At 50.5% G+C, this 19,377-nt stretch carries 18 protein-coding genes and 1 tRNA gene; 16 read left to right on the forward strand and 3 right to left on the reverse strand.

The features are described from left to right. Window positions 1–39: 39 nt before the first annotated feature. The 7 genes from AC07N2_RS12795 to AC07N2_RS12825 are packed head-to-tail and all read left to right on the forward strand — an operon-like array spanning window position 40 to window position 7,114. Window positions 40–681 (forward strand): NADH-quinone oxidoreductase subunit J, encoded by a 642-nt coding sequence (locus tag AC07N2_RS12795; RefSeq protein WP_494778594.1) that lies wholly within the window; start codon window positions 40–42, stop codon window positions 679–681. After that, window positions 641–1,000, forward strand: coding sequence for an NADH-quinone oxidoreductase subunit NuoK (nuoK, locus tag AC07N2_RS12800; RefSeq protein ID WP_173830580.1), 360 nt, complete (start codon window positions 641–643; stop codon window positions 998–1,000). The genes AC07N2_RS12795 and nuoK overlap by 41 nt, the downstream gene beginning before the upstream one ends. Before the next feature lie 27 nt (window positions 1,001–1,027). Further along, window positions 1,028–3,124, forward strand: a complete 2,097-nt coding sequence (gene nuoL / locus AC07N2_RS12805; protein WP_494778595.1) for an NADH-quinone oxidoreductase subunit L — start codon at window positions 1,028–1,030, stop codon at window positions 3,122–3,124. A 27-nt stretch (window positions 3,125–3,151) separates the two neighbouring features. After that, window positions 3,152–4,642: an NADH-quinone oxidoreductase subunit M gene (locus AC07N2_RS12810; protein WP_076591556.1), complete on the forward strand. Its 1,491-nt coding sequence runs from the start codon at window positions 3,152–3,154 to the stop codon at window positions 4,640–4,642. Window positions 4,643–4,687: 45 nt separating this feature from the next. Continuing rightward, window positions 4,688–6,172, forward strand: a complete 1,485-nt coding sequence (gene nuoN, locus AC07N2_RS12815; RefSeq protein WP_076591555.1) for an NADH-quinone oxidoreductase subunit NuoN — start codon at window positions 4,688–4,690, stop codon at window positions 6,170–6,172. Window positions 6,173–6,193: 21 nt separating this feature from the next. Further along, window positions 6,194–6,499 (forward strand): DUF2818 family protein, encoded by a 306-nt coding sequence (locus tag AC07N2_RS12820; protein ID WP_076591554.1) that lies wholly within the window; start codon window positions 6,194–6,196, stop codon window positions 6,497–6,499. A 60-nt stretch (window positions 6,500–6,559) separates the two neighbouring features. Continuing rightward, window positions 6,560–7,114, forward strand: a complete 555-nt coding sequence (locus AC07N2_RS12825; protein WP_494778596.1) for an NUDIX domain-containing protein — start codon at window positions 6,560–6,562, stop codon at window positions 7,112–7,114. A gap of 68 nt (window positions 7,115–7,182) precedes the next feature. Here AC07N2_RS12825 and AC07N2_RS12830 read toward each other — a convergent pair whose 3' ends face one another. Continuing rightward, window positions 7,183–8,871, reverse strand: a complete 1,689-nt coding sequence (locus AC07N2_RS12830) for an electron transfer flavoprotein-ubiquinone oxidoreductase (protein WP_494778597.1) — start codon at window positions 8,869–8,871, stop codon at window positions 7,183–7,185. A gap of 160 nt (window positions 8,872–9,031) precedes the next feature. Between AC07N2_RS12830 and AC07N2_RS12835 the strand changes: the two genes are divergently transcribed. Next, complete coding sequence (locus AC07N2_RS12835; protein ID WP_494778598.1) at window positions 9,032–9,808, forward strand: SDR family oxidoreductase; 777 nt, start codon at window positions 9,032–9,034, stop codon at window positions 9,806–9,808. A gap of 11 nt (window positions 9,809–9,819) precedes the next feature. On the opposite strand, the gene AC07N2_RS12840 is transcribed toward AC07N2_RS12835, so the two are convergent. Then, entirely contained in the window at window positions 9,820–10,386 is a 567-nt protein-coding gene (locus AC07N2_RS12840; protein WP_494778599.1) for a LuxR C-terminal-related transcriptional regulator, read from the reverse strand. 123 nt (window positions 10,387–10,509) lie between these two features. Between AC07N2_RS12840 and AC07N2_RS12845 the strand changes: the two genes are divergently transcribed. Together AC07N2_RS12845 and AC07N2_RS12850 are read left to right on the forward strand one after the other, a co-directional pair. Next, complete coding sequence (locus tag AC07N2_RS12845) at window positions 10,510–11,208, forward strand: CoA transferase subunit A (RefSeq protein WP_494778600.1); 699 nt, start codon at window positions 10,510–10,512, stop codon at window positions 11,206–11,208. Between the two features lie 22 nt (window positions 11,209–11,230). Next, a complete protein-coding gene (locus tag AC07N2_RS12850) occupies window positions 11,231–11,884 on the forward strand; it encodes a CoA transferase subunit B (protein WP_494778601.1) in 654 nt (217 codons plus the stop codon). Window positions 11,885–11,927: 43 nt separating this feature from the next. On the opposite strand, the gene AC07N2_RS12855 is transcribed toward AC07N2_RS12850, so the two are convergent. After that, window positions 11,928–12,722 carry a 3-hydroxybutyrate dehydrogenase gene (locus AC07N2_RS12855; RefSeq protein ID WP_494778602.1) on the reverse strand — a complete coding sequence of 265 codons (795 nt, stop codon included), beginning with the start codon at window positions 12,720–12,722 and terminating at the stop codon, window positions 11,928–11,930. A 99-nt stretch (window positions 12,723–12,821) separates the two neighbouring features. Here AC07N2_RS12855 and AC07N2_RS12860 point away from each other — a divergent pair, with 99 nt between their 5' ends. From AC07N2_RS12860 to infC, 6 genes are all read left to right on the forward strand, one after another. Continuing rightward, a complete protein-coding gene (locus AC07N2_RS12860; RefSeq protein WP_494778603.1) occupies window positions 12,822–13,688 on the forward strand; it encodes an alpha/beta fold hydrolase in 867 nt (288 codons plus the stop codon). A 33-nt stretch (window positions 13,689–13,721) separates the two neighbouring features. Beyond that, complete coding sequence (locus tag AC07N2_RS12865; RefSeq protein ID WP_494779250.1) at window positions 13,722–14,072, forward strand: RidA family protein; 351 nt, start codon at window positions 13,722–13,724, stop codon at window positions 14,070–14,072. Window positions 14,073–14,079: 7 nt separating this feature from the next. Next, window positions 14,080–16,365 carry a RelA/SpoT family protein gene (locus tag AC07N2_RS12870; RefSeq protein ID WP_494778604.1) on the forward strand — a complete coding sequence of 762 codons (2,286 nt, stop codon included), beginning with the start codon at window positions 14,080–14,082 and terminating at the stop codon, window positions 16,363–16,365. Between the two features lie 107 nt (window positions 16,366–16,472). Next, window positions 16,473–16,549: transfer RNA gene (locus AC07N2_RS12875), tRNA-Val, on the forward strand. A 221-nt stretch (window positions 16,550–16,770) separates the two neighbouring features. After that, window positions 16,771–18,678, forward strand: coding sequence for a threonine--tRNA ligase (gene thrS / locus AC07N2_RS12880; RefSeq protein ID WP_494778605.1), 1,908 nt, complete (start codon window positions 16,771–16,773; stop codon window positions 18,676–18,678). 59 nt (window positions 18,679–18,737) lie between these two features. Then, on the forward strand, window positions 18,738–19,259 hold the full coding sequence (gene infC, locus AC07N2_RS12885) for a translation initiation factor IF-3 (protein ID WP_076591541.1): 522 nt from the start codon (window positions 18,738–18,740) through the stop codon (window positions 19,257–19,259). Window positions 19,260–19,377 lie beyond the last annotated feature (118 nt).

Raw genomic sequence — 19,377 nt, forward strand, 5'->3', positions numbered from 1 at the left:
CTGTATTACGCTGACCTTTTGCTGACTTTTTGGTTGATTATGGAATTTACAACTGTCTTGTTTTACGTGTTCTCAGCGATTCTTGTACTCGCTGCCATACGCGTCATCACCGATTCCAATCCGGTTCACGCAGCCTTGTTTCTGGTGCTGTCGTTTTGCTCTGCAGCTGCATTGTGGATGCTGCTTAAAGCTGAATTTCTCTCGATCGTACTGATCCTGGTATATGTCGGCGCGGTCATGGTGCTGTTCCTGTTTGTTGTGATGATGGTTGATATCAAGCTCACCAAAGTGCGCGAAGGCTTCTGGGGTTACTTGCCATTGGCTGCAACGATTGGTGTTGTCATTGTTCTGGAAATGGCCGCCGTATTGTTCCGCGGTTTCTGGAGAGCGCATACACAAGTGCCAGACGCATCGGCCATGATCGGTAATACCAAAGAACTCGGCAAGCTGATCTATACCCAATATCTGTACGCGTTTGAAATCGCAGCGTTGCTGTTGCTGGTCGCGATTGTGGCTGCAGTGGCATTGACTATGCGCAAACGTAAAGATACAAAATATTTCGCTCCTGGCGATGCCGTTAAGGTTAAGTCTGGCGATCGTCTGCGTATCGTGAAAATGAAGGCAGATTCGATTCGCGGCGATGGTCAACCAGCAGCTGCTCCTGCAGCAGAACAAAAATAAGGGGAGTGTTGTGGAGTTATCGCTCGTACATTACCTGATACTCGGCGCGATCCTGTTCGCGATTTCGATTGTCGGTATTTTTCTGAATCGTAAAAACATCATCATCTTGTTGATGGCTATCGAATTGATGCTGTTGGCGGTGAATATGAATTTCGTCGCTTTCTCCTATTTCCTGGGTGATGCAGCCGGTCAAATTTTTGTTTTCTTCATCTTGACGGTGGCTGCTGCTGAAGCTGCGATTGGTCTTGCCATTTTGGTTTCCATGTTCCGTACTCTGGATACCATCAATGTGGAAGATCTCGACAGCCTCAAAGGCTAATCCCAATCAATAACGATAAGGTTCATCATGGCGGGGCAACTTAACCCTAACCTCCTTCTAATCGTACCGCTGGCACCACTTGCCGGTTCTATGATTGCTGGTTTGTTTGGTACTAAATTTTTTGGTAACTTGATCGGTCGCAAGACGTCGCATACTGTGACGATACTTGGCGTCTTGATTGCATTCATCTTGTCATTACATACGCTATCGCTGGTACTGGATGGTGCGACGTTCAATGGCAATCTCTATACATGGATGACAGTCGCTGGCATCAAGCTTGAAGTCGGCTTCCTGGTTGATAGCTTGACTGCGATGATGATGTGCGTGGTGACATTCGTCTCCTTGATGGTGCACATCTACACGATCGGTTACATGGAAGAAGATGAAGGCTATAACCGCTTCTTCTCCTACATTTCCCTGTTCACGTTTGCAATGTTGATGCTCGTCATGAGTAACAACTTCCTGCAACTGTTCTTCGGTTGGGAGGCTGTGGGCCTGGTCTCGTATCTGTTGATTGGTTTCTGGTACACCAAACCGACCGCGATTTTCGCAAACATGAAAGCCTTCCTGGTGAACCGTGTTGGTGACTTCGGCTTTATTCTCGGTATTGGCTTGTTGCTGGCTTACGCTGGTTCGATGGACTACGCAGAAGTCTTTGCGAAGAAAGAACAACTGGCAACCTTGACTTTGCCTGGTACCGACTGGATGTTGTTGACCGTTGCCTGTATCTGCCTGTTTATCGGCGCGATGGGTAAATCGGCTCAATTCCCGCTGCACGTCTGGTTGCCGGATTCGATGGAAGGTCCTACACCGATTTCCGCGCTGATCCATGCTGCAACGATGGTTACCGCAGGTATCTTCATGGTGGCACGTATGTCGCCGCTGTTTGAATTGTCGGATACGGCCTTGTCGTTCATCCTGATCATTGGTTCGATTACGGCCTTGTTCATGGGTTTCCTGGGCATTATCCAGAACGATATCAAGCGCGTGGTTGCTTACTCGACGCTGTCGCAGCTTGGTTACATGACGGTTGCACTGGGCGCATCTGCGTACTCGGTTGCCGTGTTCCATCTGATGACACACGCATTCTTCAAGGCATTGTTATTCCTTGCTGCAGGTTCGGTCATTATCGGTATGCATCACGACCAAGACATCCGCAATATGGGTGGTCTGCGCAAGTACATGAAAATTACTTGGATTACGTCTTTGCTCGGTTCGTTGGCGTTGATCGGTACACCGTTCTTCTCCGGCTTCTACTCAAAAGACAGCATTATTGAAGCAGTGCATGCGACTCACATTACGGGCGCAGGTTTTGCCAACTTTGCAGTGCTGGCTGGTGTATTTGTTACGGCGTTCTATTCTTTCCGTATGTACTTCCTGGTATTCCACGGTGAAGAGCGTTTCGGCAAGGAACATGCACACCATGATGACCATGCTCACGCAAAAGCTGCGGCACATGATGATCACGCACACGATGCGCATCATGCAGACGACGATCATGGACATGATGAACACCATGGTTTGGCACCTGGTCAAAAGCCGCACGAATCCCCATGGGTCGTGACGCTGCCATTGATTCTGTTGGCAATTCCATCTGTGTTGATTGGTTACTTTGCAATTCAACCTATGTTGCATGGCGATTTCTTCAACGGCGTGATTAGCGTGAGCGAATCGCACGGCGCAATGGCTGAGTTGAAAGAACACTTCCACGGCGCAACAGCGATGGCAATTCATGGTTTGACAACCTTGCCGTTCTGGTTGGCATTGGGTGGTGTAGTGTCTGCGTACTATTGCTACATGATCAATCCACGTGTACCTGCATGGTTCTTCAAACACTTCCACGCATTGCATACACTGCTGGATAACAAGTACTACATGGACAAGTTCAACGACTTTTTCTGGGCAGGTGGCGCACGTTTGTTGGGTGGCGGTTTGTCCAAAGTCGGCGATAAGACACTGATTGATGGCTTGATTGTGAACGGTAGTGCAAAGGTTGTCGGATGGTTCTCACGCATCGTTCGTACCTTGCAAACCGGTTACATTTATCACTACGCATTTGTCATGATTCTCGGCGTGCTGGGTTTCCTGATTTATTTCTTGCCATTCCCATCGTTCGCCAAATAAGTTAGCGAAGTAAAGCAAATAAAAATCATGATGCAGTCAACATTTCCTCTCTTAAGTCTCGCGATCTGGCTACCAATCGCGTTCGGTATCTTCGTTCTGGCTTTTGGCCGTGACGCGAATCCTAACGCTGTGCGTGTCGTATCGCTGTTTGGCGCGATCGCCAGTTTCCTCGTCACCTTGCCATTGGTGTCGCAATTCGATAATGCTGCGCACGGTATGCAGTTCGTCGAAAAGCTGAAGTGGATCGATATTTTCAATATCAATTACTCGCTGGGTATTGATGGTCTGTCGATGTGGTTTGTCATATTGACTTCCTTCATCACGATCTTCGTTGTGATCGCAGCATGGGAAGTGATTGAGAAGCGTGTTGCACAGTACATGGGCGCGTTCCTGATCCTGTCCGGCTTGATGATTGGTGTGTTCTGCGCACTGGATGGTTTGCTTTTCTATGTGTTCTTTGAATCGACACTGATTCCGATGTTCATCATCATCGGTGTATGGGGCGGTGCAAACCGTGTTTATGCATCGATCAAGTTCTTCCTCTATACATTCTTCGGTTCGCTGTTGATGCTGGTTGCCTTGCTGTACTTGTACTTCAAGTCCGGCCACAGCTTTGACATCCTGGCTTGGCACGCATTGCCATTGCCGATGGATGCACAGATCCTGATCTTCCTGGCATTCTTGATGGCGTTTGCTGTCAAGGTACCTATGTGGCCTGTACATACATGGTTGCCAGATGCTCACGTTGAAGCACCTACTGGTGGTTCAGTGGTACTGGCAGCGATCATGCTGAAACTGGGTGCTTACGGCTTCCTGCGTTTCTCGTTGCCGATCACGCCAGATGCAAGTCACTATCTGTCGGGCTTCATGATTACCTTGTCGCTGATCGCCGTTATCTATATCGGTCTGGTCGCACTGGTACAAACCGATATGAAAAAGCTGGTTGCGTATTCGTCGATTGCGCACATGGGCTTCGTTACCCTCGGCTTCTTCATGTTTAACGACATGGCAGTGCAGGGCGGTATCGTGCAAATGATTTCGCACGGCTTCGTGTCCGGCGCAATGTTCTTGTGTATCGGTGTGTTGTACGATCGTATGCATACTCGTAACATCGCTGACTACGGCGGAGTTGTGAACACCATGCCTAAGTTCGCTGCATTCTTCGTATTGTTCTCCATGGGTAATGCAGGCTTGCCGGCAACCTCTGGTTTCGTCGGTGAGTTCATGGTGATTTTGGGTGCAGTCAAATTCAATTTCTGGATAGGCTTGCTGGCAGCAACAGCTTTGATTCTGGGCGCAGCTTATTCGCTGTGGCTGGCCAAGCGCGTGATTTTTGGTGCTGTTGCCAACCATCATGTTGCTGAACTCAAAGACATCAACAAGCGTGAATTCCTGATGCTTGGCTTGCTTGCTATCGCTGTTCTCGCGATGGGCTTGTATCCAGCACCATTCACTGATGCGATGCAAACTTCCGTTACCGACTTGCTCAAGCATGTTTCGATTTCGAAATTGAATTAATGAACGCCGCGATCGCGCAACTGAACGCACACTAACTGCGACAAAATGAATAATTTGAATCTGATACCCGTCCTTCCTGAAATATTCCTGGCAATTGCGATCGTCGCAATTCTGCTGATTGATCTGTTTCTGTCGGACGCGAAACGCCACATCACTTATGTGCTGTCGATTATTGCATTGCTGGTGTGCGGTGTACTGAGCTGGTGCGACTTCAGCACAGGTGCGACGGTCTATACCTTCAACAATATGTTCGTCTCGGATCCGATGTCGAACCTGTTGAAAATCTGCTCGTATGTGGCAGTTGGCTTGACACTGGTTTACTCGCGTCAATACGGTCTGGATCGTGACATGGTCAATGGTCGTCTGGGTGGTGAGTTTTACATCCTCGCGCTGTTCTCCTTGCTGGGTCAGATGGTCATGATTTCGGCCAACAACTTCTTGATCATCTATCTTGGTCTGGAATTGATGTCCTTGTCGCTGTATGCACTGGTTGCGATGCGTCGCGATCACGCTGTATCGACTGAGGCAGCGATGAAGTATTTCATTCTGGGTGCTTTGGCTTCTGGTTTTCTGTTGTACGGCATCTCGATGTTGTACGGTGCGACTGGTTCGCTCGACCTGACTGAAGTTGCAAAAGCAACAGCAGCTGGCACGGTCAACAAACCTATCCTGATTTTCGGTTTGGTATTCCTGGTCTCTGGCCTGGCGTTCAAATTGGGCGTAGTACCGTTCCACATGTGGGTACCTGACGTTTATCAAGGCGCGCCAACTTCCGTGACGTTGTTGCTGGGTGGCGCTCCTAAACTGGCTGCGTTTGCGATCACGATCCGCTTGCTGGTCGAAGGCTTGCCGGCACTGGCAGTAGATTGGCAGCAAATGCTGACTATCCTGGCGGTGTTGTCCATGGCTATCGGTAACATTACTGCGATTGTGCAGACGAATATCAAGCGCATGCTGGCGTATTCGACGATTTCGCAAATGGGCTTTATTCTGCTCGGCCTGTTGTCCGGCGTGGTTGTGGGTGCTGATGGCTCCACCACCAACGGTTACAGCGCAGCGATGTTCTACTCGATCACTTACGTACTGACGACTCTGGGCATTTTCGGCGTCATCATGCTGTTGTCGCGTGCTGGTTTCGAAGCAGAAAACATTGACGATTTCAAAGGCTTGAATCAACGCAGCCCATGGTTTGCACTGGTTACCTTGATGTTGATGTTCTCGCTGGCAGGTGTGCCACCAGTCGTCGGCTTCTACGCAAAACTGTCCGTGTTGCAAGCTGTATTGAGCACAGGTCAAATCTGGCTGGCGATCGTAGCCGTATTGTTCTCGCTGATTGGTGCTTACTACTATCTGCGCGTCGTTAAAGTCATGTACTTTGATGAACCGCTGGATAATTCGAAGATCGTTGTGAGTAAGGACATGAGCGTGGCCTTGAGTATCAACGGTGGTGCATTGTTGGCGTTGGGTCTGGTACCAGGTCCACTGATGACCGCATGTGCTGCAGCAATCGTCAAGACGCTTGCGTCTTGATCGATGATTAGCTACTAACGAGTGGATGTCTCTCTGGTAAGTTGGTTTGTGATTCTGTTGGCGCTGTTCAGCGCCAACCTTCCATTCTTCAATGAGCGCTTATTCGCCGTTATTCCCTTGTCCTTGAAGATCAAGCCGGTGTGGCTGCGCTTGATCGAATTATTCCTTTTGTATTTTGCGGTCGGACTCATCGCACGTGCGTTGGAGTCGCGTATCGGTAGTGTTTTCCCGCAAGGCTGGGAATTTTTCGCCGTAACCGGCTGTCTGTTTATCGTGCTGGCCTATCCGGGCTTTGTCATGCGCTATATGCGCAAGCGCCATCACTAAGCAAGACCTTAGTCTCTTCCGCTTTACCATTTCTGCCAAGTACGTCATCGGAGCTGGAATATGGATAATCATCTCAAAGAAATTCGCATCGACAGTACGCTGGCGTACGATGGCCATTTCTTGAAAGTTCAGCGTGATACGGTGCGTTTGCCGAATGGTCAGCCAACGACACGTGAATACATCAAGCATCCAGGCGCTGTAGTGATTTTGCCCTTGTTTGAAGATGGATCCGTGCTGATGGAACGTCAATTCCGTTATCCGATTGATCGCGTATTCATCGAATTCCCGGCAGGAAAAATCGATCCGGGCGAAGAGCCGCTGGCTTGCGCCAAACGCGAGTTATTGGAAGAAACCGGTTATACCGCGACAGACTGGCAATTCGTTTGCACGATACATAATGCGATTGCTTATGCCGATGAGCATCTGGATCTTTATCTCGCACGCGGTCTGACTGCTGGTGAACGCAAGCTCGACGATGAAGAATTCTTGGACACTTTTAAAGTGGCTGCCAGCGAATTGCCGAGCTGGATCAGGGAAGGTAAGATCACCGACGTGAAAACGGTAATCGGTGCATTCTGGCTGGAGAAGATAATCAGCGGTGAGTGGAAACTTTAAGCGGAAGCTTTAATCTGCCGCAGAGTGAATTGATTGTAAAAAAAGCCGCATAGCGGCTTTTTTGTTTTCTACATATTTGGATAGTTAGGTCCACCGCCACCTTCAGGCGTAACCCACACAATATTCTGCGTCGGGTCTTTGATGTCGCAGGTTTTGCAATGCACGCAGTTCTGCGCATTGATCTGCAACTTATCTTCACCCGCATCGCTTTTGACGAATTCATAGACACCAGCCGGGCAATAGCGTGCTTCCGGACCTGCATATGTCGCAAGATTGACCTGAACAGGAACGTTAGGGTCTTTCAGCGTCAGATGTATCGGTTGATCTTCAGTATGGTTGGTATTCGAGATAAATACCGATGACAGGCGATCGAAGGTCAACTTGTTATCAGGCTTCGGATACACGATAGGCTGGAACTCAGACGCTGGGCGCAGATAGGTGTGATCAGCATGCGTAGTACGCAAGGTCCATGGTGCCTTGCCGCGGAAGAGAATTTGATCGATGCCGACCATGAGCGAGCCGGTATAGAGGCCTTTGCTCATCCATGGTTTGAAGTTGCGGGCGACATGCAACTCTTCATGCAACCACGATTGTTTGAAGGCTATCGGATAGTCGCTCAATTCATCTGCCTGACGGCCTTCGTTCAGAGCAGTGAAAGCGGCATCAGCGGCCATCATGCCGCTCTTCATGGCTGCATGGCTACCTTTGATGCGGCTCGCATTCAGGAAGCCGGCATCGCAGCCGATAAGCGCGCCACCGGCGAACACCAGTTTAGGCAATGCTTGCAAACCACCTGCTGTAATGGCTCGTGCGCCGTAGGAGATACGCTTGCCACCGACAAAGAAGCGGCTGATCTCAGGATGCGTCTTGTAACGCTGGAACTCTTCAAATGGCGACAGATAAGGATTGTCATAGGCCAAGCCGACGACATAGCCAACAGCAACCTGATTGTTTTCCAGGTGATAGAGGAAGGAGCCACCGTAGGTATCACTAGCCAGCGGCCAACCGGCGGTGTGGATCACCAAGCCGGGTTGATGCAAGGCTGGATCGATTTCCCACAGTTCCTTGATGCCGATGGCATAGGTTTGTGGCGCCTTGCCTTCATTGAGATTGAATTTTTCCAGCAACTGTTTACCAAGGTTGCCGCGTGAGCCTTCGGCAAACAGCGTGTATTTGGCGTGTAATTCCATCCCGAGCTGGAATGCTGCAGTTGGCTGGCCAGTTCTATCAACACCCATATTGCCGGTGGCGACACCTTTGACGGAGCCATCATCGTTGTACAGGATTTCAGCCGCAGGGAAGCCTGGGAATATTTCTACACCCAAGGCTTCGGCTTGCTGACCCAGCCAGCGTACGACATTGGCCAGTGAGACGACATAGTTGCCGTGATTCTGGAAGCAGCCAGGTAACAGGAAATTAGGTGTCTTGTAAGCTTTCTTCTCGGTCAGGAACAGGAAGCGGTCTTCGCTGACAGCCGTGTTTAACGGTGCACCTAGTTCTTTCCAGTTCGGGAATAGCTCAGTGATGGCTTGCGGGTCCATGACCGCGCCGGACAGGATGTGCGCGCCTAGCTCGCCACCTTTTTCCAGGATGCAGACGGAGACTTCCTGATTCTTTTCTGCAGCGAGTTGCTTGAGGCGGATAGCCGCGGACAGGCCGGCAGGGCCACCGCCGACGATCACGACGTCATATTCCATCGCTTCGCGCGGGCCGTATTGTTCAAGCAGGCTGGAATTGGAAGTAGGAGTATTTGTCATTGTTTTAAAGCAGTCAAAATGATCTTCACGCAAGATTCGATATTGTCCCTTGTTTTAGCAGCAATACGAAGCGTAAAACGCGCATTCCTGCGCTTTCGTGTAATCATAACGCCTAAGCCATGCTTTTTATTTGCAGTACGTTAATAAACGGGAGAATTCTGTGGGTATAGAAGTCAATTTTGAGGGCAAAGTAGCTCTCGTCACAGGTGCTTCCAGCGGGCTGGGCGCGCGGTTTGCAAAAGTGCTTGCCATGGCGGGTGCACAAGTCATTCTGGCCGCTCGACGGGTAGATAGGCTCAAGGAGCTACGCGCGGAGATTGAAGCTGAAGGTGGTGCTGCACATGTCATCAGTTTGGATGTGACTGATTACGCGAGTATCAAATCTGCCATTGCACATGCTGAAACCGAAGCCGGCGCTATTGATATCTTGGTCAACAACTCAGGTGTTTCGAGTAGTCAACGTTTGGTGGACGTGACGCCGGAAGATTACGCGTACATGATGGACACCAATCAACGCGGTGCATTTTTCGTGGCGCAAGAAGTTGCTAAGCGCATGATCACACGTTACAAGGGTGATGCGAAAAAGCAGCATCGCATCATCAACATCGGATCGGTTGCCGGTCTGCGTGTTGTACCAGAGCTGGGTCTGTACTGCATGAGCAAAGCTGCTGTTGTGCACATGACCAAGGCGATGGCGGTGGAGTGGGGCAAGTTTGGTATCAACGTCAATGCCATCTGTCCGGGCTATATCGGTACCGAAATGAATCTTGAATATTTCAAAAGCGAACAAGGTCAGCAAGTGATGAATATGCTGCCGCGTAAACGCATAGGCAAGCCAGAGGATCTGGATGGCTTGCTGCTGTTATTGGCAGCTGAAGAATCGCACTTCATCAATGGCGCCATCATGACTGCCGATGATGGCTACAGTGCGCAGTAACTAAATCGCTTTCAGATTTGCCGCGCTACGCCGAGCAAGCGATTTACCAATTCGCTCGATGTGGTCGCGGTAAATTTCCGCATCAACTTTGCTCTATGCATTTCCACCGTGCGTGGGCTCAAGCCGATTTGCTTGGCGATCAACTTGCTGGTTTTTCCATCAACCAGCATGGCGGCAATTTCTCGTTCCCTTGGCGTCAATTCGGCTGTGACTGGACGTTTCTCACTTAAATCCTCGAAGGTCCAGATTCCCGCTGCATGTGGGTCGCTGGCAATCAATGCGCGTCCGCTGACGTGACACCAGAATAGTTGTCCATCAGCGCGCTTCATGATGCGCTCGTCTGAATAGTAACCTTTGGTATTCATAATGGGGATGATACGTGCGCCGGTGCGTTCGAATTCGGCATACGTCGGATACAGCATTGCAAAGGATAAGCCCGCTAACGCGCCCTTGGTGTACCCAAACATCGTAGTTAAGGCATGATTGCAGTCATGCATGACGCGATGTTGCGAGATGCACATGCCTATGGGGGCATGTCGGAAGATGGTTTCGTAGTCGATTTGTGCTGGTTCGCTCATGCCTAGTCTCGTCTTCAGTCCTCGTAGTTCTACGGTATTGTGACTATTGCTGCATCGCCGTATGCTGGCAGATGCACTTTTTGCGATCTTGACTCGGTTTACTCTACACAAAGAAGGGTGGCTATGAACAAAGTTTATCCCGATGCAGCGGCTGCGCTGGCGGATATTGTCAAAGATGGGCAAACCATCGCGGTAGGTGGCTTCGGCCTATGTGGCATTCCTGAGGCCTTGATTGCTGCCTTGCGCGATTCGGGCGTACAGAATTTAACGGCTATTTCCAATAACGCTGGCGTCGATGATGCTGGTTTGGGTCAATTGCTGGTAACGCGCCAAATCAAGAAAATGATTGCCTCTTACGTAGGTGAAAACAAGGAGTTCGAGCGGCAATACCTGGCCGGTGAACTGGAACTTGAATTTACCCCGCAAGGTACGCTGGCTGAGAAGTTGCGTGCCGGTGGTTCTGGCATCCCTGCGTTTTTCACTAAAACCGGTGTGGGTACTATCGTCGCAGAGGGCAAGGAAGTACGCGAGTTTGACGGCGAACAGTATGTGATGGAACGCGCCTTGGTTGCTGATATCTCGATAGTCAAAGCGTATATGGCAGACAAGGCTGGCAATCTGGTGTATCGCCATACGGCGCGCAACTTCAATCCGAATGTGGCGATGGCCGGGAAAATCACCGTAGTCGAAGTAGAGAAGCTGGTTGAAATTGGCGAGATCGATCCGGACCAGGTGCATACGCCAGGTATTTTTATCCATCGCATCGTGCTTAATGCGCATCCGCAAAAACGGATAGAGCAACGCACGATACGGGCAAGCTAGTCGAACCTACGCGGAGAATAAAATGGCTTGGACACGAGAAGAAATGGCTGCGCGTGCAGCGCAGGAATTACAGGATGGTGCTTACGTCAATCTCGGCATAGGTTTGCCAACGCTGGTTGCCAACTATGTGCCGGATGATATTCATGTCTGGTTGCAATCGGAGAACGGCTTGCTCGGCATAGGCCCGTTTCCGACTGAAGATGAAATCGATCCTGATTTGATCAATGCTGGGAAACAAACGGTGACCTCGTTACCAGGTTCATCCTACTTCAGCTCGGCAGATTCCTTCGGCATGATACGCGGCGGCAAGATCGATATTGCATTGCTGGGAGCGATGCAGGTATCGGCGCAGGGCGATCTTGCGAATTGGATGATCCCGGGCAAGATGGTCAAAGGCATGGGCGGTGCGATGGATCTGGTCGCGGGCGTCAAGCGTATCGTGGTCTTGATGGAGCATGTGGCACGTGCCAAGGATGGTTCCGTATCGCACAAGATATTGCCGCAATGTACCTTGCCACTGACGGGTGTTGCCGTGGTTGATCGCATCATTACCGACCTAGGTGTGATGGATATAACACCGAATGGATTGAAGTTGATTGAGTTGGCGACGGGCGTCACTGTCGATGAAATCCGCGCCGGCACCGGTGTGCCTTTGGATGTCAGTGCCTTGCATTAATCGGATTGATACAAAGCACGGGTGGATGCGCTGATTAATTACACTATTGTGCCGTCCACCCACCATCCATATTCCACGCCGCGCCGCGTACCTGATTAGCGGCATCACTACAGAGAAAAACGGCTAATGCTCCTAGTTGTTCCGGTGTGACAAATTCTCCAGACGGTTGCTTCTCGGAGACCAAGTTCTTTTTCGCATCCTCATTCGACAAGCCGTCTCTTGCTGCGCGTGCATCGACCTGTTTTTGCACCAGCGGTGTCAATACCCAACCCGGACAAATGGCATTGCAGGTTACGCCTGTATGCGCCATTTCCAATGCTGTCACTTTGGTCAAGCCGACGACGCCGTGTTTCGCTGCAACGTAGGCGGATTTTTGTACGGATCCAACCAAGCCATGCACCGATGCAATATTGATGATGCGGCCCCAATTCTTGGCCTTCATTGCTGGTAGTGCGAGACGAGTGGTGTGGAAGGTAGAGGAGAGATTGATGGCGATGATGGCGTCCCATTTTTCTATCGGGAAGTCTTCTATCGTCTCTGTGTGTTGGATGCCTGCGTTATTGACCAGAATGTCGACGCTGCCGAATTGTTCTGCAGCAAACGCCATCATCGCTGTGATCTCTGCCGGTTTCGACATGTCGGCGGGATGATGTGTAGATTTGACGCCGTATTCTTTTGTCAGCGCAGCTTGCAGTGCCTTGATCTCATTTGCATCGCCGAAACCATTCAAAACAATCTGCGCACCTTGCTGAGCCAGTGCACGTGCAATTCCTAAACCTATGCCGGAAGTTGAGCCAGTTACCAGCGCCGTTTTACCGTGAAGAGTCGTGTTCTGCATGACATGCCTTTCAGTCTGAAAGTTTCGATGATGCGATCTTTGGTAAGATTCTACGCGTAAGACCACGAAAAATGTGGTCATCATCTACTGGCGACCTTCATGACCCAAGTTCAAATCAAAGAAGTGCAATGTCTTTCTCCTTCAGGTCTGCATCAAATGGCGTACAAGGAGTGGGGCGATAGTTGCAATCCGAATACATTGATTTGTGTGCATGGACTGACACGTGTATCGGATGATTTTGATGTACTGGCCAAGGAGCTGGCGAACGACTATCGCGTGATTTGTCCGGACGTGGTGGGACGCGGGCGCTCAGGGCGTTTGCGCGATCCGATGTATTACCAAGTGCCGCAGTATGTGAGCGATATGGTGACCTTGATTGCACGCTTGAATGTGGAGTCTGTGCACTGGTTTGGTACGTCCTTGGGCGGCATCATTGGTATGGGACTTGCGTCGCTGCCGGGGAATCCGATACGCAAATTGATACTCAACGACATCGGTCCCTCGATGAATGCAGAAGCCTTGGCGCGTATTGCAGAATATGTTGGTCAGGATGTGCGTTTTGCAACTTTCGATGAGGCATGGAATTACGTGCGTGCAATCTCGCTATCATTCGGTCCGCATAGCGATGATCAATGGCGCAAGCTGGCCGCAGATGTCATGCATCAGAATGCCGAGGGGCAATGGGTGTTTGGCTACGATCCTGGTATTGCTGTGCCATTCAAGGCGGCAACGCCGCAAAGTGTGCAATCAGATGAGCAGCGTCTGTGGGCTGCCTATGACGCGATTACCTGCCCAACCTTGGTTGTGCATGGCGTCGAGTCAGACTTACTGTCGAGCCAGACAGTGCAAGAGATGTCACAACGTGGCCCGAAAGCGAGTTCGATTGAGTTGCTTGGAGTCGGTCATGCGCCGACTTTTTTACATGCAGAGCAAATTGCGCTCGCAAAGAAATTTTTGCTGGGTTGATATTTTCAACTTGGTTTTTATATTGGATAGATGATGAACATTACACGCTTGCATATTGGTGACACCTTGTCTGAAGTGGCTATTCACAATGGCACTGTATACTTGGCAGGACAGATAGCAGAAGACACGACTCAGAATATTCAGGGGCAAACACGCGAAGTGCTGGGTCATATCGATCGTTTGTTGGCAGAAGCGGGTAGCGATAAAACACGTATTTTGTCCTGTCAGATATATATTGCTGACGTTAAAGATTTCGATGGCATGAATGATGCGTGGAATGAATGGGTGCCTGAAGGCCATACGCCGCCGCGTGCAACAGTGGCAGTGCGGTTCCCTGATCCGAAACGTTTGGTTGAAATAATAGTGGTTGCAGCAACTTCCTAGGTTCTACATGGTTTCCATAGCATCAGCACAGAGCGATGTGCATGAACTTCTCCGCTCTGGTTTAACAGAACACGATAGTGCCCGCGTGATGGATGCGCTCGCTTTCGTGAAACCGCTTTATACCGGCAAGAAAGTGTCTGCCGGGCAGGATGCCTTTGAAAGCGGGCAAGATGCTTTTGAATTCGCACAAGGCGTTGCCACGGTTCTTTCCCAACTGGAAACAGATGCCGACACGCGTATCGCCGCACTGTTGTTCGAACTGGCGACGATAGATCCGGTTGCCGCTGAAAAAATAGAAGAGCGATTCGGCAAGGACGTGTGCGATTTGGTTGATGGTGTGCGTCAGTTGATGCGCTTGCATGAGACGACTTTCGTGCAGCATGAGGCTGCACGCGGCAAGAACGCTGCACAAGAAGCCGCTGCTCAATTGGAAGTGGTACGCAAGATGTTGCTGGCGATGGCTTCCGATATGCGTGTCGTGCTGGTGCGCCTTGGTACGCGCGTAACGACCTTGCGTTATTTTGCCGATAACAAATTACAGAATGAGCGCTCGCAACAATACGCACGCGAGACTTTTGATCTTTATGCACCATTGGCGAATCGACTCGGCGTTTGGCAACTGAAGTGGGAACTGGAAGATTTGTCTTTCCGCTTCCTGCAGCCGGAAGCCTACAAACGTATCGCATCGCAGCTTGAAGAAAAACGTGTAGAGCGTGAAGCCTTCGTCGAGAACGCGATCAAGCGCTTAAAAGCAGAAATGGCCGCAGCAGGGATCAAGGCGGAAGTCTTTGGTCGCCCTAAACATATCTTCAGTATCTGGAGCAAGTTGCGCGGCAAGGACATCGAATTCTCTGATCTCTATGACGTGCGTGCATTTCGCGTGATCGTTGAAGATGTGAAAACCTGCTACACCGTACTTGGAATTATTCACAACATCTGGGCGCCGATTCCGGAAGAGTTTGACGATTACATCTCACGCCCCAAAGCCAACGGTTACCAGTCCCTGCACACAATCGTCATTGCAGAAGATGGTCGTCCGCTGGAGGTGCAGGTACGTACCAACGATATGCACGACTTCGCTGAATATGGCGTAGCTGCGCATTGGCGTTACAAGGAAGCAGGCGGCTCGAATTTCTCTGGTCAAAAATATGACGAGAAAATTGCCTGGCTGCGTCAATTGCTGGCGTGGAAAAGTGAGGTCGTCGATACCGTCGTCGGGCAAGAAGATGTACATCGCGATTGGGTAGAGAAACTTAAATCAGCAACACTGGATGATCGTATCTATGTGCTGACGCCACAGGCGCGCGTGATCGAATTACCTAACGGTGCAACCCCGATTGATTTTGCATATCACTTGCACAGCGATGTTGGCCATCGTTGCCGTGGTGCGCGTGTCGACGGTGCTTTGGTGCCGCTCAATACAGTTTTAAAGAATGGTCAAACGGTAGACATCATTACGGCCAAAGGTGTCAGCACGGTTACAGGCACAGTTGGCCCTTCGCGTGATTGGTTAGCTCCTGGTTATGCCGCTAGCGCGCGTACACGTGCCAAGGTACGCGCATGGTTCAATGCCATCGATCAGCAAGAGACACTTTCCAGTGGTCGTGCCTTGATTGAAAAAACCTTGCAACGTGAGGGCAAGACCGCAGTTAATCTGGAAGAGCTGGCGCATAAGCTCGGCTTTTCCAAGCTCGACGATTTATTCCTTGCTGTTGGTAAAGATGAATTCAGTCTGCGCACAGTTGAGCAGGCATTGCATGGTGATAGTGCCAGCGCTGCCAAGCTGGCTGAGCTGGAAGATACCGTTATTCCACGCAAGAGCCGCGCATCCAGCGTTGTGCATGGTGCCAAATCAGGTGTGCTGGTAGTCGGTACCGATGGCTTGATGACGCAATTGGCGAAATGCTGTAAACCGGCACCGCCGGATGAAATTGTTGGTTTCATAACGCGCGGCAAGGGCGTGTCGATTCATCGTGCCAACTGCAAGAATTTTGTCGAGATGCGGCACAAGGCACCGGAACGCGTGATTCAAACGGCATGGGGCGGTCCGCAATCGTCGACGGTTTATCCGGTGGATATTTTTGTATTGGCTGGTGATCGCCAAGGATTGCTGCGCGATATCTCGGATATTTTCTTGCGCGAGAAAATCAATGTCATTGGCGTTAGCACGCAAAGCGTCAAAGGGCAGGCGCGCATGGCATTTACGGCAGAAATCGGTTCGACCGCACAATTGCTGAAAGCACTGGCGGTAATCCGCGAAGTCAATGGTGTATTGGAAGCGAAGCGGCATTGATTTGCATGAATTTCAATGCTCAGAATTGTTGAGCTTTGATTTTTTTGCAGTTAGTTCACACAAGCACTAGCTAAGTAGATAATTTGTCGCTATAATTTCGCTTCTTTAGGCGCGTAGCTCAGCTGGTTAGAGCACTACCTTGACATGGTAGGGGTCGTTGGTTCGAGTCCAATCGTGCCTACCAACGAAAAATTGGTAAAACCTGTAAGAGCGAGAAAGGCAAACCCGGTTATGACACCGCGAACGACAACCACATCGGTTTCTGAGCGACGCTAAGTCGGGTTCTTTTTCGTCATTACTATTTGAAAAAGCGCGGCTAGCCCGCGTTTTTTTTCGTCCGCATTTTTTGTTGTTCAATTTTAATCTAGCGTCAGCATGCAGGTCCTCGCTGAAACGGAGCGCAAAATGATTACAGTCCGCCTTCCCGATGGTTCGCAACGCGAATTCGATACGCCTGTCACCGTGGCACAAGTTGCTGCCAATATCGGTACTGGTCTTGCCAAAGCTGCACTTGCCGGCAAGGTCAACGGCAATGTCGTGGATACCTCGTATCTGATCGAGCAGGATAGTGATTTGGCTATCATTACTGATAAAGATGCGGATGGCCTCGATGTAATCCGTCATTCGACTGCTCACTTGCTGGCCTATGCAGTGAAGGAATTGTTTCCTGACGCGCAAGTCACCATCGGCCCGGTGATCGACAACGGCTTCTATTACGATTTTTCGTATAAGCGTCCGTTCACTCCGGACGATTTGGTCGCGATCGAAAAGAAAATGACCGAACTGGCGAAAAAAGACGAGCCAGTTACTCGCAAAGTCATGCCGCGCGACGAAGCTGTCGCCTATTTCAAATCGATAGGCGAGGCTTACAAAGCTGAAATCATTGAATCCATTCCGGCAGACCAAGAAGTCTCGCTCTACACCGAAGGCAAGTTCACCGATCTGTGCCGCGGACCGCACGTGCCATCGACCGGCAAGCTGAAAGTATTCAAGTTGATGAAGCTGGCCGGCGCCTACTGGCGTGGCGATTCCAAGAATGAAATGCTGCAGCGTATCTACGGCACTGCATGGGCGAAGAAAGAAGAGCAGGAAGCTTATCTGCACATGCTGGAAGAAGCCGAGAAGCGCGATCACCGCAAGCTGGGCAAGCAACTGGATTTCTTCCACTTCCAGGAAGAAGCGCCAGGCTTGATCTTTTGGCATCCAAAAGGTTGGTCGATCTGGCAACAAGTTGAGCAATACATGCGCAAGGTTTACCAGGACAACGATTACCAGGAAGTCAAAGCACCGCAAATTCTGGATCGCGGCCTGTGGGAGAAAACCGGCCACTGGGATAACTATCGCGAAAACATGTTCGTGACCGAGTCGGAAAACCGTTCATACGCGCTCAAGCCTATGAACTGCCCGGGCCATGTGCAAATTTACAATAGCGATATGCGCAGCTATCGCGACCTGCCTTTGCGCTACGGCGAATTCGGCCAGTGTCATCGCAATGAACCGTCCGGCGCCTTGCACGGCATGATGCGCGTGCGTGGCTTTACGCAGGATGATGGCCACATTTTCTGTACTGAAGAACAAATTGCCGAAGAAGTAACAGCTTTCCATGCGCAAGCGATGGCGGTGTATGCAGCCTTTGGCTTTGAAAATATCGACGTCAAGCTGGCTTTGCGTCCGGAAAGTCGCATCGGCACTGAGGAAAGCTGGGATATCGCCGAGGAATCGCTGCGTTCCGCGCTGCGTGCCTGTGGCGTCAGCTGGACTGAATTGCCGGGCGAGGGCGCGTTTTACGGCCCTAAAATCGAATATCACCTGAAAGACAGCCTAGGTCGTGCATGGCAAGTAGGTACCGTGCAGATCGATCCATCGATGCCGGGTCGTCTGGGCGCGGAATATGTTGCCGTTGATAACACTCGTAAAACACCAATCATGTTGCACCGAGCCATCGTTGGTTCGCTTGAGCGTTTCATCGGCATTTTGATCGAGCACTACGCTGGTGCGTTGCCATTATGGCTGGCTCCGGTGCAAATCGCGGTGTTGAACATTTCAGACGCACAGGCTGAATATGCGCAGGCTGTTGCACAAAACCTGAAAAAACAAGGGTTTAGAGTTCACCTTGATTTGCGTAATGAGAAAATAACCTATAAAATACGCGAGCATTCCGTTCAGAAGCTGCCATACATCATTGTTATTGGCGATAAAGAGCGGGACGCAGGTACAGTGGCCGTGCGAGCGCGAGGCAATGTCGATCTGGGTGTAATGCCTGTCGATTTGTTGGTGGAACGTCTCAACAATGAGACTGAAACCAAAGCCTAACGGGGCAACCCATAGCGCAAGAGCACGGCTTAATTATTTGATTTTAAAAGGAAATTGCAATAGCTACTGACAAGTCGCATCGGATCAACGGTGAAATTACAGCGCCTGAATTGCGTTTGAGTGGTGTCGAAAACGAGGCACTCGGTATCGTTACTCTGGCAGAAGCCTTCCGCTTGGCGGAAGAGGCTAACGTCGATCTGGTAGAGATTGCGCCAACTGCGCAACCACCGGTCGCACGCCTGATGGATTACGGCAAGTTCAAATACCAGGAACAAAAGAAGGCGCACGAAGCCAAGCTGAAGCAGAAGATCATTCTGGTTAAGGAAGTTAAATTCCGGCCTGGTACCGATGATGGTGATTACAACATCAAGCTGCGCAATTTGATCAAATTCCTGGAAGATGGCGATAAAACCAAGATCACACTGCGTTTCCGCGGTCGTGAGATGGCCCATCAGGATATCGGCTTTCGCATGTTGGAACGCTTGAAAGCTGACTTGGAACCATACGGCCAAGTTGAGCAGTTTCCTAAGATGGAAGGCCGTCAGATGATTATGGTTCTGTCGCCTAAGAAGAAGAAGTAAGAATTTCGTGCGAGTCGTCCGGCAACGGACGATTTACACAAAATAGCAGTGGACTTGATTCCACTGCATAACAAGTGAGAGTAGGCATCCAAGTGTAGCGAAATTGCTGCCACCTGCA

This window comes from Herminiimonas sp. GW821-FHT09C12 (genome assembly GCF_059416385.1).

What these genes read in the sequence shown, in the direction of transcription:
- AC07N2_RS12795 (WP_494778594.1), top strand. Translation starts at nt 40, where the DNA reads ATGGAATTTACAACTGTCTTGTTTTACGTGTTCTCAGCGATTCTTGTA.
- nuoK (WP_173830580.1), top strand. Translation starts at nt 641, where the DNA reads ATGGTCAACCAGCAGCTGCTCCTGCAGCAGAACAAAAATAAGGGGAGT.
- nuoL (WP_494778595.1), top strand. Translation starts at nt 1,028, where the DNA reads ATGGCGGGGCAACTTAACCCTAACCTCCTTCTAATCGTACCGCTGGCA.
- AC07N2_RS12810 (WP_076591556.1), top strand. Translation starts at nt 3,152, where the DNA reads ATGATGCAGTCAACATTTCCTCTCTTAAGTCTCGCGATCTGGCTACCA.
- nuoN (WP_076591555.1), top strand. Translation starts at nt 4,688, where the DNA reads ATGAATAATTTGAATCTGATACCCGTCCTTCCTGAAATATTCCTGGCA.
- AC07N2_RS12825 (WP_494778596.1), top strand. Translation starts at nt 6,560, where the DNA reads ATGGATAATCATCTCAAAGAAATTCGCATCGACAGTACGCTGGCGTAC.
- AC07N2_RS12830 (WP_494778597.1), bottom strand. Translation starts at nt 8,871, where the DNA reads ATGACAAATACTCCTACTTCCAATTCCAGCCTGCTTGAACAATACGGC.
- AC07N2_RS12840 (WP_494778599.1), bottom strand. Translation starts at nt 10,386, where the DNA reads ATGAGCGAACCAGCACAAATCGACTACGAAACCATCTTCCGACATGCC.
- AC07N2_RS12845 (WP_494778600.1), top strand. Translation starts at nt 10,510, where the DNA reads ATGAACAAAGTTTATCCCGATGCAGCGGCTGCGCTGGCGGATATTGTC.
- AC07N2_RS12850 (WP_494778601.1), top strand. Translation starts at nt 11,231, where the DNA reads ATGGCTTGGACACGAGAAGAAATGGCTGCGCGTGCAGCGCAGGAATTA.
- AC07N2_RS12855 (WP_494778602.1), bottom strand. Translation starts at nt 12,722, where the DNA reads ATGCAGAACACGACTCTTCACGGTAAAACGGCGCTGGTAACTGGCTCA.
- AC07N2_RS12860 (WP_494778603.1), top strand. Translation starts at nt 12,822, where the DNA reads ATGACCCAAGTTCAAATCAAAGAAGTGCAATGTCTTTCTCCTTCAGGT.
- AC07N2_RS12865 (WP_494779250.1), top strand. Translation starts at nt 13,722, where the DNA reads ATGAACATTACACGCTTGCATATTGGTGACACCTTGTCTGAAGTGGCT.
- AC07N2_RS12870 (WP_494778604.1), top strand. Translation starts at nt 14,080, where the DNA reads ATGGTTTCCATAGCATCAGCACAGAGCGATGTGCATGAACTTCTCCGC.
- thrS (WP_494778605.1), top strand. Translation starts at nt 16,771, where the DNA reads ATGATTACAGTCCGCCTTCCCGATGGTTCGCAACGCGAATTCGATACG.